The 13,396-nt window shown below is 44.3% G+C and carries 13 protein-coding genes and 1 pseudogene; 11 read left to right on the forward strand and 3 right to left on the reverse strand.

Annotation, left to right across the window (positions count from 1 at the left end):
* Positions 1–114 (forward strand): annotated as a pseudogene (locus K0O23_RS20610) (IS1 family transposase); the annotation flags it as partial.
* A 29-nt stretch (positions 115–143) separates the two neighbouring features.
* Here K0O23_RS20610 and K0O23_RS20425 read toward each other — a convergent pair.
* On the reverse strand, positions 144–1,997 hold the full coding sequence (locus K0O23_RS20425) for an LTA synthase family protein (RefSeq protein WP_219878860.1): 1,854 nt from the start codon (positions 1,995–1,997) through the stop codon (positions 144–146).
* A gap of 270 nt (positions 1,998–2,267) precedes the next feature.
* Here K0O23_RS20425 and K0O23_RS18065 point away from each other — a divergent pair, with 270 nt between their 5' ends.
* Positions 2,268–4,460 (forward strand): glutamine synthetase III family protein, encoded by a 2,193-nt coding sequence (locus K0O23_RS18065; RefSeq protein WP_219878861.1) that lies wholly within the window; start codon positions 2,268–2,270, stop codon positions 4,458–4,460.
* 77 nt (positions 4,461–4,537) lie between these two features.
* Here K0O23_RS18065 and K0O23_RS18070 read toward each other — a convergent pair whose 3' ends face one another.
* Complete coding sequence (locus K0O23_RS18070; protein ID WP_219878862.1) at positions 4,538–5,224, reverse strand: MCP four helix bundle domain-containing protein; 687 nt, start codon at positions 5,222–5,224, stop codon at positions 4,538–4,540.
* A 185-nt stretch (positions 5,225–5,409) separates the two neighbouring features.
* On the opposite strand from K0O23_RS18070, the gene K0O23_RS18075 reads away from it, so the two are divergent.
* The 7 genes from K0O23_RS18075 to K0O23_RS18105 all read left to right on the forward strand — a co-directional run bounded on the left by K0O23_RS18075 (position 5,410) and on the right by K0O23_RS18105 (position 11,770).
* Positions 5,410–6,132, forward strand: a complete 723-nt coding sequence (locus K0O23_RS18075) for a peptidase-C39 like family protein (protein WP_219878863.1) — start codon at positions 5,410–5,412, stop codon at positions 6,130–6,132.
* Positions 6,133–6,134: 2 nt separating this feature from the next.
* Positions 6,135–7,604 (forward strand): RimK family protein, encoded by a 1,470-nt coding sequence (locus K0O23_RS18080; RefSeq protein ID WP_219878864.1) that lies wholly within the window; start codon positions 6,135–6,137, stop codon positions 7,602–7,604.
* Complete coding sequence (locus K0O23_RS18085) at positions 7,597–8,853, forward strand: carboxylate-amine ligase (protein WP_219878865.1); 1,257 nt, start codon at positions 7,597–7,599, stop codon at positions 8,851–8,853. Before K0O23_RS18080 ends, K0O23_RS18085 begins: the two co-directional genes overlap by 8 nt.
* Positions 8,847–9,575, forward strand: a complete 729-nt coding sequence (locus tag K0O23_RS18090; protein ID WP_219878866.1) for an N-formylglutamate amidohydrolase — start codon at positions 8,847–8,849, stop codon at positions 9,573–9,575. The genes K0O23_RS18085 and K0O23_RS18090 overlap by 7 nt, the downstream gene beginning before the upstream one ends.
* A gap of 127 nt (positions 9,576–9,702) precedes the next feature.
* Positions 9,703–10,317: a YqaE/Pmp3 family membrane protein gene (locus tag K0O23_RS20615; protein ID WP_317195706.1), complete on the forward strand. Its 615-nt coding sequence runs from the start codon at positions 9,703–9,705 to the stop codon at positions 10,315–10,317.
* A 127-nt stretch (positions 10,318–10,444) separates the two neighbouring features.
* Positions 10,445–11,383: a DnaJ C-terminal domain-containing protein gene (locus K0O23_RS18100; protein ID WP_219878867.1), complete on the forward strand. Its 939-nt coding sequence runs from the start codon at positions 10,445–10,447 to the stop codon at positions 11,381–11,383.
* Between the two features lie 30 nt (positions 11,384–11,413).
* Complete coding sequence (locus K0O23_RS18105) at positions 11,414–11,770, forward strand: hypothetical protein (protein WP_246597198.1); 357 nt, start codon at positions 11,414–11,416, stop codon at positions 11,768–11,770.
* Here the strand turns inward: K0O23_RS18105 and K0O23_RS18110 are convergent.
* Positions 11,757–12,503 (reverse strand): pseudouridine synthase, encoded by a 747-nt coding sequence (locus tag K0O23_RS18110; protein ID WP_219878868.1) that lies wholly within the window; start codon positions 12,501–12,503, stop codon positions 11,757–11,759. The two genes, K0O23_RS18105 and K0O23_RS18110, sit on opposite strands and share 14 nt — an antisense overlap.
* 151 nt (positions 12,504–12,654) lie before the next feature.
* Here K0O23_RS18110 and K0O23_RS18115 point away from each other — a divergent pair, with 151 nt between their 5' ends.
* Both K0O23_RS18115 and K0O23_RS18120 read left to right on the forward strand, forming a co-directional pair.
* Complete coding sequence (locus tag K0O23_RS18115; protein ID WP_219878869.1) at positions 12,655–12,855, forward strand: hypothetical protein; 201 nt, start codon at positions 12,655–12,657, stop codon at positions 12,853–12,855.
* Between the two features lie 60 nt (positions 12,856–12,915).
* The gene (locus K0O23_RS18120; RefSeq protein ID WP_219878870.1) at positions 12,916–13,350 is read left to right on the forward strand and encodes a hypothetical protein; all 435 of its coding nucleotides are present in this window, start codon (positions 12,916–12,918) and stop codon (positions 13,348–13,350) included.
* Positions 13,351–13,396 lie beyond the last annotated feature (46 nt).

Consider the following 13,396-nt stretch of genomic DNA (forward strand, 5'->3'; position numbering starts at 1 on the left):
AGAACAAGAAACAGGAGAATAGTCAGGAAAACGGCCTGCTTCTCTAAAAAAGAGCAAAACCACTACGATGCTATGAAGCTAATATTCTATTACCGAAATCATCATACATTGTAGACCACAACCAACAATTTAACCTTTAATCATCACTTCTTCACAAAATCGCCAAACGAGTACTGCATGTATGCCTTACCCAATTCAACCTGTTCAGGCTTTACCCCGCTATCCTGTGTAATTACCTGCTTTGAAACGTTGTCGAATGTAACCACGCCATCTTCAGTTACATATCCAAAGCCATCATTAAACACATAAAAAGCAAACGGATTTGTTACTGGCGCCAGTAAGTTTCTGCCCCAGGTAAAGTCCTGGTGTGGCAGGTTAAGGGCGGCCAGAAGGGTAGAGGCGACATCAGTTTGTGAGCCGATGGTATTAATTTGCAGCCCTTTTTGCATAACTGCGCCGCCTGTAAGTATAAACGGAATCCGGAATTTGCTGGGCAGGTGGTTGGCATCATTGCCCGGAAGCGGATGCCCGTGGTCTGCTACTAACACTACCAGGGTATTATCCCACCAGGGCTCTTTTTGGGCCTGCTCAATAAACTTACCTAAAGCCCAATCGGTATAGTACACGCTGTTACGGAAAAGCGCATCGTTATCAGTCCCCGCAAATTTTGCTGCGATCGGAATCTCGAAAGGTTCGTGGCTGCTTAACGTATAAACTGTAGAGAAAAAAGGATCTTCTTCCTGTTTCAACTCCTCTATTACACGCTCAAAAAGCACATGGTCATGCGCACCCCACTTGGAGTTGTAGGTACTCGGGTCAAAGTCATACTTATCTACCAGTTTGTTGTAACCTCCATTTAGTAAGTAAGACTTAATGTTCGCAAACTCCAGCTCGCCGCCATAATAGTAGCTGGTTCTATAGCCTTTCCCTTTAAATACTTTGCTCAATTGCGGCAGCTTCTCTGTTTTTTTAGGAGTTTTGATGATGGATGTGATCGTTTGCACCGGGTAACCGCCGAGCAGAGCCACCATACCTTTTTCGCTTCTGTCGCCGCTGGCATAGAGGTTTGTAAAGCTGATGCCTTCTGCTGCCAGTTTATCCAGGTTAGGAGTAATGCCTTTCTCACCACCCAGGTGTCCCACCAGTTTAGCTGTATAACTCTCCAGGATGATAAAGAGTACGTTCGGCCTGGTTGTGTTAAGAATGGCGGTTGTGTCTGTGTGTTTCTGTGTAGTATCTGGTACAGTATAAAGAGCCATTACTTTTTCTTCGGCTTCCTGCTCAAGCATGTACTGGTAAGGGTTGCTGCTCGATTTGCTATACTTTAACATAGCGTGCATCAGGTTCCAGGGCATGTTAAGGCCAGCATGATTGGCGTAGGGGTTCTCCGAAAAGTATACCACACTCTGGTTAATAGGTATCTGTTGCCAGCCGCCGCGCAGGGGTAAAACCAGCATTATAAAGTATAAAAACGACAGGCCACCGAGAATTACTTTATTCGTTCCAAAAGTATACTTCTTATGATCAAAGCCAAACAAGTATAAAAGTATAAATGATGTACTCAGGACCAATGTAACCAGGCTCAGTAAAAAAACAGGGGCTGCTGCTGCAGTGGCCACCATTTCGCCGGGGGTATTCAGGTATTGTAAAGGGGAAGCATCCAGACGGAAGCCCCAGAAAGTATAAAGCTCCAGATCAGCGGATAGCAATACCGAAATAATGACCAGTAGAGTATAAGTATAGTGCCGAATGATGCCCGATATCTTAAAAGAAGGCCAGATGGCAGTAAGCAGGCTCAGCAGAAAAGGAATAGCGCAAATATAAGCTGTAAAAGAAAGATCCAGCCGCAAACCATACAGGAAAGAATAAAACACATCTGTGCCGCTTAACTGCTCCGACTTATCCAGATGATATAGTAGGAACACAGCGCGGGCCACAACAAAGTATATTACCCAGAACAGAAAGTATAAAGGTTGAAAGTATACGCGTTTTTTCACAGCGCAAATATAAAGCATTACTTCAGCCATTAGTAACGATAGACTGCGAAAGAAAATTCCGACTTAATTAGGGGCAGGGTACTGAATATAGTGAACTAGTTTGCAATTTTTAAGAGGTTTTGAGTTTGCCCCTTTTATTTGAAAGGGTGATGTTTGATAATTTAGTAATAATTTAATGAGTACCCCTTTAAATTTACACCCTGTTTGCTTGTGCTTGCGTTTTTATTTCTACATTTGCCTTAGAAATTAAACCCAACCCTATAAATACCCATGGCAATAATTCGTTTTAAGGCGCTTGAACTCGTAAGTCAGCGCAAACCAGGTGAGGTAACTCTTCCATCTCACATTATTTCAGATTACTTTGGTGAGAACGTGTTTGGTTTTGATGCCATGCGTGCTACCATGTCTTCAGAGTACTTCAAAAAACTTGTGCGTACTACAGAGGCAGGAGAGAAGGTAGATCGTAACCTGGCTGACGCCGTAGCGGCTGCCATGAAAACCTGGGCTATCAGCAAAGGTGCAACCCACTATACACACTGGTTTCAGCCGTTAACAGGCTCAACTGCAGAGAAGCACGACTCCTTTTTCGACCTTACTTCTGATGGCGAAGCAATAGAGAGTTTTAAAGGCAATGCGCTTGTACAGCAGGAACCAGACGCTTCGTCTTTCCCGAGCGGTGGTATCCGCAACACCTTTGAGGCCCGTGGCTATAGCGCCTGGGACCCATCTTCACCGGCATTCCTGATCGAAAACGCAGGTACCAAAACGCTTTGTATTCCTACAATTTTCGTTTCTTATACAGGCGAGGCACTCGATTATAAAACACCACTACTGAAGTCGCTTAAGCTGTTGAACGATGCTGCTGTGCCGGTTTGCCAGTATTTTGATAAGGATGTAACCAAGGTAAGCACTACCTTAGGCATAGAGCAGGAATACTTCCTGGTTGATAAAGCCTTGTATGAGGCTCGCCCTGACCTGATTGTGTCAGGCCGTACATTGTTTGGCCATATTCCAGCCAAAGGACAGCAGCTTGAGGATCACTATTTCGGAAGTATACCTAGCCGTGTGCACGCCTTTATGGTGGATTTTGAGAAATCAGCCTGGAAATTAGGTATTCCGCTTAGAACACGCCACAACGAGGTTGCCCCTAACCAGTTTGAGTGTGCCCCAACTTATGAGGATGCCAACCTTGCCGTAGACCATAACCAGCTTTTGATGGATATTATGGACCGGGTAGCAGAGCGCCATAACTTTAAAGTACTGCTGCACGAGAAACCATTTAAAGGTGTAAACGGCAGCGGAAAGCACAACAACTGGGCACTTAGCACTAACACAGGTACCAACCTTCTGTCGCCGGGTAAAAAACCAAAAGAGAACTTGCAGTTCCTTACGTTCTTTATCAATACAATTAAGGCTGTTTATACTTACGACGACTTACTGCGTGCATCTATTGCCTCTGCCAGCAACGACCACCGTCTTGGTGCAAACGAAGCACCTCCGGCTATCATGTCAGTGTTTATTGGTCAGCAATTAACGGCTGTACTTGATGAGTTTGAGCGTACCTCGCAGGTGCCGATTGAGAAAGGCGACAACATGTACCTGAAACTGGGCATCGACAGGATTCCGGAAGTACTGCGCGATAATACTGACCGTAACCGTACTTCACCGTTTGCCTTTACAGGTAATAAGTTCGAGTTCCGTGCGGTAGGGTCGTCAGCTAACAGTTCTTCTTCAATGACGGTTCTGAACACCATTGTAGCTAACCAACTTCTAGAGTTCAGAAAAACGGTTGATGAACTGATCGAAAATCAGGGTGTTAAAAAAGAAGTAGCCGTTATACAGGTGCTGCGAGAATATGTGGCTGAATCTAAGCGCATTCGATTTGAAGGCAATGGATACTCCAAAGAGTGGGAAGAAGAAGCAGAGCGTCGTGGCCTTTCCAACATCAAGTCAACACCGCTTTCCCTGGACGTCTACGAACGCGAAGATGTGGTAGAACTTTTCTCGAAGCATGGCATCCTGACGGCAGTAGAGTTAAAGGCACGGCACGAAATTTTGTTGGAAGAGTATATCAAAAAGATCCAGATCGAATCACGTGTTATGGGTGATCTGGCTGTAAATCACGTTATACCTACGGCAATAGCTTACCAGAACAAGCTTATCCAGAACATCCGTGGCTTAAAAGACCTGGGTCTGGAAGACGAATTCACACAGACTACCTTAGAGGCTATAAAGAAAATGTCGCGCCACATCACTACTATCCAGAAAAATGTGGATGCCATGATTGAAGCCCGTAAAGTGGCCAATAAGGTAGAAGATGTGCGTGAACGCGCCATCATGTACCGCGAAGAGGTATTTGGCTACTTCGACACGATCCGTTACAGTGTAGATAAGCTGGAGTTGATGGTGGACGACGAAGACTGGCCATTGATCAAGTATCGCGAACTGATGTTCCGCCGCTAAGCCATACTTTGTACTTTTAAACGCAAAAAGGCACCTTTATCAGGTGCCTTTTTTATTGTATTATGGGCTTTGGTTACCTAGTTCAAATGGAAATTCTGCTGTTTAATAGAGTTTAGCTTGCGTGAGGTTTGCAGCAAAGTAGTTACAAGCAAGGCAATAATAACGGCCATCGCAATAACAAGTGTAGAAAGTACTTTGATCATGTTCATTTGGCGTTCTGCTGAGTCCAGCAAATCGTGGCCTATGGTTTCCTGTATTTTGCCTAAGTCATGCAAAGGGTTTAGCAAAAGCTGGAAAGAAGCGTTACCTGCTGTTGTATAGCTGTCTCGGGCCGCTATTGTGTTAAGGTTACCACTTTGCCGAAGTATATTTTGCTGTACAGCCAACAAATCCTGTCGGGCCTGTTTATAGCTTTCCAGGTCAATGCGCTCTTCCTTGGTAAGGTATGTTGCTTCAAACTTAACAAGTATAGAGTCTATCTCATGCTGGTTCCGGGTTATTTGCTCACTCAATTTATTTTTAACACTTAGATCAGATTCCAGAATATGCTCTTCCAGCAACAGGTGGTTTTTATAGCTCAGCTCCACAATTGCCGAAATATCTAGCGCTGGTATCAACCTGTCTTCATACACAGACTTAAACTGGCCACTAATCTGTTTCATGCTGTAGTTAACAAACCAATTGGCCAGCACTATTACCAGAAAGATAAAACCAAGAGCCAGTGCTATCTTATCCCGCTGCCTTAAGTTTATGCTCCAATTCATACTTCACCAGTTGTAGTTCAACTTAAATCTAGCAAATATTAAAACAATTGCTAGTATAAATACAGCACATTTCAGGCCATACTTTTAGATGCAGGCAACATTATCCTATAAAAATGCTATAACTTAAAAAGGTTGACGCGTATAAAAGGCACAATAATAAGTAAATAACTTTAAAGCCCTACTTCGTGATCCCTATAAAGATACACACGCAACCAGACGACTCCACTTGTGGCCCGACCAGCCTGCATGCCGTGTACCGATATTTCAAGGATCCTATCACACTAAGTGATGTAATTAAAGAAGTGCCTTACCTCGACGAAGGCGGAACACTTGAAGTGCTACTTGCCTGCCATGCCTTAAAACGCGGCTACAGGGCAAGTATTTATACCTATAACCTGCATATTTTCGACCCTACCTGGATCGGCCTCAGCAACGACGAAATTATCGACAAGCTGGAACAGCAACTGGAATTTAAGAATGACAGTAAGTTCCAGCGTGCTACCATGGCCTACATTGAATTCCTGAGGCTTGGCGGTGAGCTGAAAAGCAGAGATCTGACCAAAGGTTTACTGATAGAATATTTTGAGAAAGGCATCCCGTTGCTTACCGGCCTGAGCGCTACCTATCTGTACCGCAGTTCCCGGGAGTACGGAGATGAAAACGGAAATTCTGTTTACGATGATATACGGGGTTACCCTATGGGGCATTTTGTGGTGTTGTGCGGCCTTGGCGAAGACATGAAAAGTATTGTAGTGGCCGATCCGTACCAGGAGAACCCATACTTTAAAGACAATTACTACGAGGTAAAGGCATCTCATCTGATAAATTCTATTATGCTTGGCATGGCCACGTTTGATGCGAACCTGCTGGCCATACAACCGGCTGCTAAAGAACCCCTGTTAAATTAAACATGCGAAAAATAGTTGTTGTTGATTATCTCAAAGACTGGGATGCTGCGATTGAAGACATAGAGGTAATTGAAGCACAAAGCTATCTTACCGATACCAAATACACCGATATCCGGAATGCCCGGATCTTTAACCTTTGCCGGTCCTATAAATACCAGAGTGCCGGGTACTATGTGTCGTTGCTGGCAGAAGCGCGGGGGCATAAGCCAATACCTAGCGTAACCACTATGCAGGACCTCAAAAGCCCAACCATTGTGCGGGCTATAACAGTAGAGCTAAACGAGCTTATACAGAAAAGCCTAGCCAGCCTGCGGTCTAAGAGCTTTACCCTGAGTATATACTTTGGGCAAAATGTAGCCAAGAAGTATGAAAAGCTCTGCAAACAGCTGCACGACCTCTTTCAGGCGCCTTTATTACGTGCGCAGTTTATTTATAAAGACGAGTGGGTGCTGCAAAGCATATCCCCAATTCCGATAAACGAAGTACCCGAGCATCATAGCAGTTACCTGAGGCGTTTTGCCCGTTCTTACTTTGCCAGGCACCGCTTTAACGGCGCGCGCATTAACCGCAAAACCTACGACCTTGCCATACTCGTAGACCACGAAGAACAGGAGCCGCCGTCTGACAAAAAAGCCATACAGCATTTTATGGATGTGGCCGACTCCATGGGCTTTTATGTAGAGCTTATAACAAAAGACGACTACAGAAGGCTTCCTGAGTTTGATGCACTTTTTATCAGGGAAACAACTTCTGTTAACCACCATACCTATAGGTTTGCCCGTAAGGCATTTGCAGATGGACTGGTAGTTATCGATGACCCTGTTTCTATTCTGAGATGCACGAACAAAGTATACCTGGCTGAATTGCTTGCTAAGGCGAAGGTACCAACGCCCAAAACAATGATCATCCATAAAGATAACCGTAAAGAGGTGGAAACGGCCCTGGGGTTGCCATGTGTGCTGAAGAAGCCAGACAGTTCCTTCTCGCAGGGAGTGGTAAAAGCTAAGGATTCTGAAAGTTTGAAAAAAGAGCTAGACGAAATGCTGGCAGATTCTGAACTGATTATTGGGCAGGAGTTTTCGCCTACAGACTTTGACTGGCGTATTGGCGTACTGGATAAGCAACCACTATATGCCTGCAAATACTTTATGGCAAAAGGGCACTGGCAGATATATAACTGGGAAGGCAAGAAACAAGACACATCAGGAGACGTAGAGACAGTTCCATTTGAGGATGTTCCGTTTGTAGTGCTTCATACCGCCCTTAAAGCTGCCAACCTGATAGGCGATGGCCTTTATGGAGTTGATGTGAAGGAAATTGACGGAAAAGCATACATCATAGAAGTAAATGACAACCCCAGTATAGAATCGGGGTGTGAGGACAAAATTCTAAAAAAAGAACTTTATGCATCCATTATTAAGTCCATTAAGCGTCGTATCGACAATCACAAGAACATCAAGACAGATGAATAGCAAAAAATCACCGCTTCACCTGTTTAAAGGCTTTGGCGTGGAGCTGGAATACATGATCGTGGAGCAAGATACATTGGAAGTTAAGCCTATAACAGACAAATTGATCTACGACCAGGTAGGTGCATACTTATCTGATGTGGAGTTTGGTGATATAGCCTGGAGTAATGAACTGGTATTACATGTAGTTGAGCTTAAAACACAGGGCCCTGTAGATAAGCTGGCAGGCTTACAGTGGAAAATGCTGGAACATATCCGTAAGATAAACCAGATGCTGCAAAAGTATAACGCCATGCTTTTGCCAACCGGAGCTCACCCACTTATGAACCCAGATACAGATACCAGACTGTGGCCACATGAGCATAATACTGTATATGAGGCTTACAATAAAATTTTCGATTGCCGCGGGCATGGCTGGGCAAACCTGCAAAGTATGCACCTTAACCTGCCATTTGCCAACGACAAGGAGTTTGAAAAACTGCATGCAGCCATTCGTGTGCTCTTACCGATAATACCTGCACTTAGTGCTTCATCACCGATACTGGATGGCAAACTGAGTGGACTGGACGATACAAGGCTGGAAGTATACCGCCACAACCAGGACCGTATACCAGTAATAGCCGGTAAAATTATTCCGGAGCAGGCCTTCAGCAAAAAAGAATACGAGGACAAGATATTTGCGCCAATTTTCGAGGCTATAAAACCATATGATGCCGAAGGTGTGCTGCAGGATGAGTTCTTAAACTCGAGGGGTGCAATTGCACGCTTCCAGCGCAACGCCATTGAGATACGCTTGATAGACACACAAGAAAGCCCGGTAGCAGACATGGCCATTGCACAGGCAGTGGTAGGTGTTTTACAGGCTTTAGTGTCTGAGCGCTGGGTAAGTATTGATGAACTTAAGGCGTGGGATGAGAACAGGCTGGCTTCTATACTATTGGATGTTATTGCCAAGGGACAACAGGCAGTTATTACAGAATTTGAGTTCTTAGACCTTTTTGGCTTCAAGTGTACCGAAAACTGCACCGTTGGAGAATTATGGAAATACCTGGCAAAAGAAGCCCTACAACTCGACGATGAGCCTGAGGTGGCTTATGCGCTCCATGTCATACTTTCGAGAGGTAACTTGTCGCGTAGAATTGCTGAGGCAACAGGTGAAAACCCTTCAGAAGAACGTATTAAAGAAGTATATCAGAATTTAGCAATCTGCCTTCAGAACGGAGGCGTATTTCTACCCGAAAAGCCATGCTAAAATTACTTTTAACTTGTGAGCACGGAGGTAATGATATTCCAATTGCCTACCAATCGCTGTTCCAGGGAAATCAGGATGTACTAAGATCTCATGCAGGCTACGATATCGGTGCGTTAGAGCTTTATAATGAACTGGAACCGCTGGCTGATATAAGCTTTTATTCTGAAACATCGCGGCTGCTGGTAGAGCTTAACAGATCATTACATCATAAAAAGCTGTTTTCGGAGTATACCCAAAACCTGGCAAACAGCGATAAGAATTTTATACTTAAGAACTACTATTATCCGTACCGCGACAAGGTAGAGCAGTTGGTGCAAGACTTTGTAATGGCAGGCAGGCAGGTATTGCATATTGCAGTTCATTCTTTTACGCCAGTGTTAAACGGGGAAGAACGCCATGCAGATATTGGCCTGCTTTACGACCCAAAAAGAAAAGGCGAACAGCAGTTTTGCAGGGAGTGGCGTCAGGCAATCACGAATCAAAACCCAAATCTGCTTGTGCGTAACAATTACCCGTATCTTGGCATTTCGGATGGTTTTCCGACCTATCTGCGCAAAAGATTTAAAGAAAAGGAATACCTGGGTATTGAACTGGAGGTAAACCAGAAGTTCCCGAAAGGCAATGCGCAGGACTGGAATGCTTTGAAAATAGTATTGAAGGAGTCTTTGGCTATAGCCCTGCGGCATAAAAGACCCAGCGAGCAGCAGGAACAGGTAGCATAAGCGTTAAAAATGGTACTTTATTAAAACAAAGTTCTTATATATGAAGTATTGTTCATTATATAGTTCGTTTTATACTTGCTGCGGATTATGTCCTGAAAATTGATTTTTTACTTAATAACCTGAAACTATGAAATTTAGAAGTTTACTTAACCTGGCCATTTTATTAATTGTGGGGCAATTGATGTTTGCCTGTAACTCGGCCGAATACTATAAGTTTACACCTCAGAAGCCGGAAGCTTACAACAAGACCAAAGCAAAGACAGCACCAGCCACTGAAGAAGCTGCACCGTCTTTATCAGAAATTGCATTGGAGGCAGCTGATGAAAAAGCAGAAAGAAGTGCTGCTGAACAACCAGTACTGGAAGCTAATGCAGCGGCACCTGCTCCTATAGTTACACCAAAGAAAGCTGTAAAGGCTAATATCGTTAAGGAAGCCGGAACTGCAGAGGCTGTAACTGTTACTGAGGCGGAGGCCCTGGAGATGGCAAAAGAACGCATTGCCAACATGACGAAGGCTGAGAAAAAAGAGCTTAAGAAAGACCTGAAAGAAGCCTTTAAACAAGATAGAGGAGTAGGCAGAACTTCTATCGTAGAGATTATCCTGGCTATACTTTTACCGCCGTTGGCTGTATTCCTGCATGATGGTATAGGTACATCCTTCTGGATCAATATCATCCTAACACTACTATTTATTATACCAGGTATCATACACGCTTTACTGGTGGTAACAGACTCAATTTAAATTATTTACCAGAATCATATCTAAAGAAAAGCACCACATTTGTGGTGCTTTTCTGCTTTATGCAACTTGTAAAGCGCACATCAGTAAAAGCAAGCATAGGTAAAAGTCTTCTTAATGTATCTGCTAAATGGAGTACAAAGATTATTATAAGGTCTTGGGAGTAGATAAAACAGCTTCACAGGCTGAAATAAAAAAGGCTTATCGCGCTCTGGCAAAAAAATACCACCCGGATAAGAATAAAGGTGATCAGGCAGCAGAGAGCAAGTTTAAAGACATCAGCGAAGCCTATGAAGTATTGGGCGATAAAGACAAGCGCACCCAATACGATCAACTGGGAGCCAACTGGCGCCAGTTCCAGCAAGGCGGCGGACCACGTGGGGGGCAATACCAAAGCTATGGCGGAGGGGGCGCATTTACCCAGGAAGACATTAACGAAATGTTTGGCGGCGGTGGAGGAGGAGGCTTTTCAGATTTCTTTCAGCAGTTCTTTGGAGGCGGTGGTGGTGGTTTTGGGCAGGCCGCCGGTGGGAGAGGGCGCACCCGCAAAGGCCAGGATTACCAGGCAGAAATGGAGATTACACTTGAAGAAGCTTACAATGGAACCTCAAGACTGATCACAACCGATAAGCAACAACTGCGAATTACCACAAAGCCTGGTGTTGCCGATGGGCAGACACTTCGCATTAAAGGAAAGGGCGGCACTGCTGCCGGAGGTGGCGAAAGCGGAGACCTCTACATTAAAGTGCTGGTTAAGCCTCACCCGAAGTTTGAGCGCAAAGGCAACGACCTTTACACTGATCTGCAACTGGATATGTTTACAGCTATACTTGGCGGCGACACCCAGGTAGAAACCATGAGCGGTACATTAAAATTAAAAATTCCTGGCGGTACCCAAAACGGGAAAACTTTGCGGTTGAAAGGCAAAGGCATGCCGCTTTACGGAAAGCCTGACCAACACGGCGATCATTACGTAAAAATAAATGTAATGCTGCCTGTAAACCTTAGCAGCGAAGAACGAACTATGCTTGAAAAACTAAGGGATACGCACCATACCAAGGCAGCCTGACACATATTACTTTACTAATTACCTATTGACATGCTGATGACCATTGATAATACAAGAACACACAGTCCGCTGGAACAGTTTATTGACAGCTTAGCTGATAAGAACCTGACATACTACGCTTCAGATCTGATGCACCTGACAGGTTGTGCAAGTATGGATGAGCTAGGGGTGGCGCTTAGGAGGGCAACCGAAGTATGCACCTGTATGCATATACCGCTGCGCGAAAATTTTAAGGTGGTATTCAGGCCTCAGAACGGTGAAATGGTGCAGGATTGGCGTCTTTCGCCAATGGCCTACATGCTGCTGGTACTTAACTCCGAAGCGCACAACGACTTAGTTGCTCACCTGCAGGTAGAAATGGTTAAGCGCGCTCTTAACCAGGAATAACAGGAACAGGCTGCGGCAAAACTTCCTGTTGTTGCAGCACATCTCCCCAACCAAAGCGGTAACATAAACGCAGCAAATTTTTCGGCATCTGGGCTTTTATACTTACATTTTTCCCGGTAAACGGGTGCGTAAAGTATAAATTTGCTGCATGCAATAACAGATAAGGACTTTCCAACTCCTCTAAAAACATTTTGTTATGGCGCCAGTCGCCGTGCCTTTTATCGCCAACAATGTAATGCCTGATATGTGCGCAGTGCTTCCGGATTTGGTGCATACGGCCAGTCTCAGGGCTTATACTTATCAGGCTATACCTGGAAGTCTGGTACCGGCCAACAGGTATAGGCAACTCCACAGTAGCCAACCGCTTGTAATGAGTAACTGCATCCTGAGGTGCCTTGTTTTTATGGTCTTTATCTGGTTTTATAGGGCTGTCGACAGTAGCAGCCTCGGGAGTATAGCCCCGCACTATGGCAAAGTATGTTTTATCAACCTGTTTCTCCTCAAAAGCCTTATATATGGGAGTGGCAGCTTCTGGTGTCTTTGCAAACAGCAATACGCCTGATGTGCCTCTGTCGAGGCGGTGCACGGGGTAAAGATGGTAGCCCAGCTGGTCGCGCAGCATTTGGAGCGCAAACTCTTTTTTCTCTTCTGCTATTCGGGTGCGGTGCACCAACAGGCCATTAGGCTTGTTAATGGCCACATAACTGGCGTCTTCGTAAATTAACTGCAGCACTGTTTCTAAGTATAATTGTATGCAAAGATAAGTTAATCTGTGTGTTCTGCCTTAATACATATAGAGTATAGGCTGGTTTAACAGCTAAAACTAAACAAACCGTATACAAAACGTATATTTGTAGGTACATTAATCAGGCAAACAAGTATAGATGGCTATTTCAGTAGATAATCTCCGGAAAGGTAAAAGGTATAGGCTAAAGAACTATGGCGAACAATTTGATTTCCAGGTGATGGATATGCCTGAAGAAGAAATGTATATACTTAAAGACCTTCATACGCTCGAAATTTATAGTCTGCAAGACCTGGTGAAGTATGGTAAAGGAAAGGATTTTGATCTGGAAGAAATTTAACGCATCCTTTATAAATGCTGTAATGATTTAAATGTATGGTGTAATTAAGTAATTCTGTAAATGAACGAGTTGGAGGCAAATAGTCAGAGAAATGTTGTTTATACCAGTGATTTTCTCACAATAACATTAGCTGCAGATGGCTTGTATTTATTAGCAGATTGGTCTGGTGTACTGGATGCCACCAGTGCCAGAACTGGCTGTACTGCTGTGCTTGACAGCCTTAAGAAATACCCCAACTCAAAAGTGCTTAACAACAACTCCAAAGTAACAGGACATTATCCCGGTGCTATAGATTGGGTTGGTAATGTGTGGTTCCCATCTATGTATACACTTGGCGTACGGTGGTTTGCCTGGGTATACTCTCCCGAGTTTTACACACAACTTGGTACCGATCAGATTATCAGGCTTAGCTCTAAGGTAACTATCGAAACATTTTATGACATGGCTTCTGCACAGCAGTGGCTGTCTAGCTGCTCTTTGCAAGAGTTAAGGTAAAATAACAGTCAGCAAGATGCAAACAGGCTTAAAACCAGCAATACAT

Source organism: Pontibacter aydingkolensis (assembly GCF_019443125.1).
GTDB lineage: Bacteria > Bacteroidota > Bacteroidia > Cytophagales > Hymenobacteraceae > Pontibacter > Pontibacter aydingkolensis.

Coding starts and splice junctions, on each gene's coding strand:
- K0O23_RS18065 (WP_219878861.1), top strand. CDS start 2,268: ATGGCAATAATTCGTTTTAAGGCGCTTGAACTCGTAAGTCAGCGCAAA.
- K0O23_RS18070 (WP_219878862.1), bottom strand. CDS start 5,224: ATGAATTGGAGCATAAACTTAAGGCAGCGGGATAAGATAGCACTGGCT.
- K0O23_RS18080 (WP_219878864.1), top strand. CDS start 6,135: ATGCGAAAAATAGTTGTTGTTGATTATCTCAAAGACTGGGATGCTGCG.
- K0O23_RS18085 (WP_219878865.1), top strand. CDS start 7,597: ATGAATAGCAAAAAATCACCGCTTCACCTGTTTAAAGGCTTTGGCGTG.
- K0O23_RS18090 (WP_219878866.1), top strand. CDS start 8,847: ATGCTAAAATTACTTTTAACTTGTGAGCACGGAGGTAATGATATTCCA.
- K0O23_RS20615 (WP_317195706.1), top strand. CDS start 9,703: ATGAAATTTAGAAGTTTACTTAACCTGGCCATTTTATTAATTGTGGGG.
- K0O23_RS18100 (WP_219878867.1), top strand. CDS start 10,445: ATGGAGTACAAAGATTATTATAAGGTCTTGGGAGTAGATAAAACAGCT.
- K0O23_RS18105 (WP_246597198.1), top strand. CDS start 11,414: ATGCTGATGACCATTGATAATACAAGAACACACAGTCCGCTGGAACAG.
- K0O23_RS18115 (WP_219878869.1), top strand. CDS start 12,655: ATGGCTATTTCAGTAGATAATCTCCGGAAAGGTAAAAGGTATAGGCTA.
- K0O23_RS18120 (WP_219878870.1), top strand. CDS start 12,916: ATGAACGAGTTGGAGGCAAATAGTCAGAGAAATGTTGTTTATACCAGT.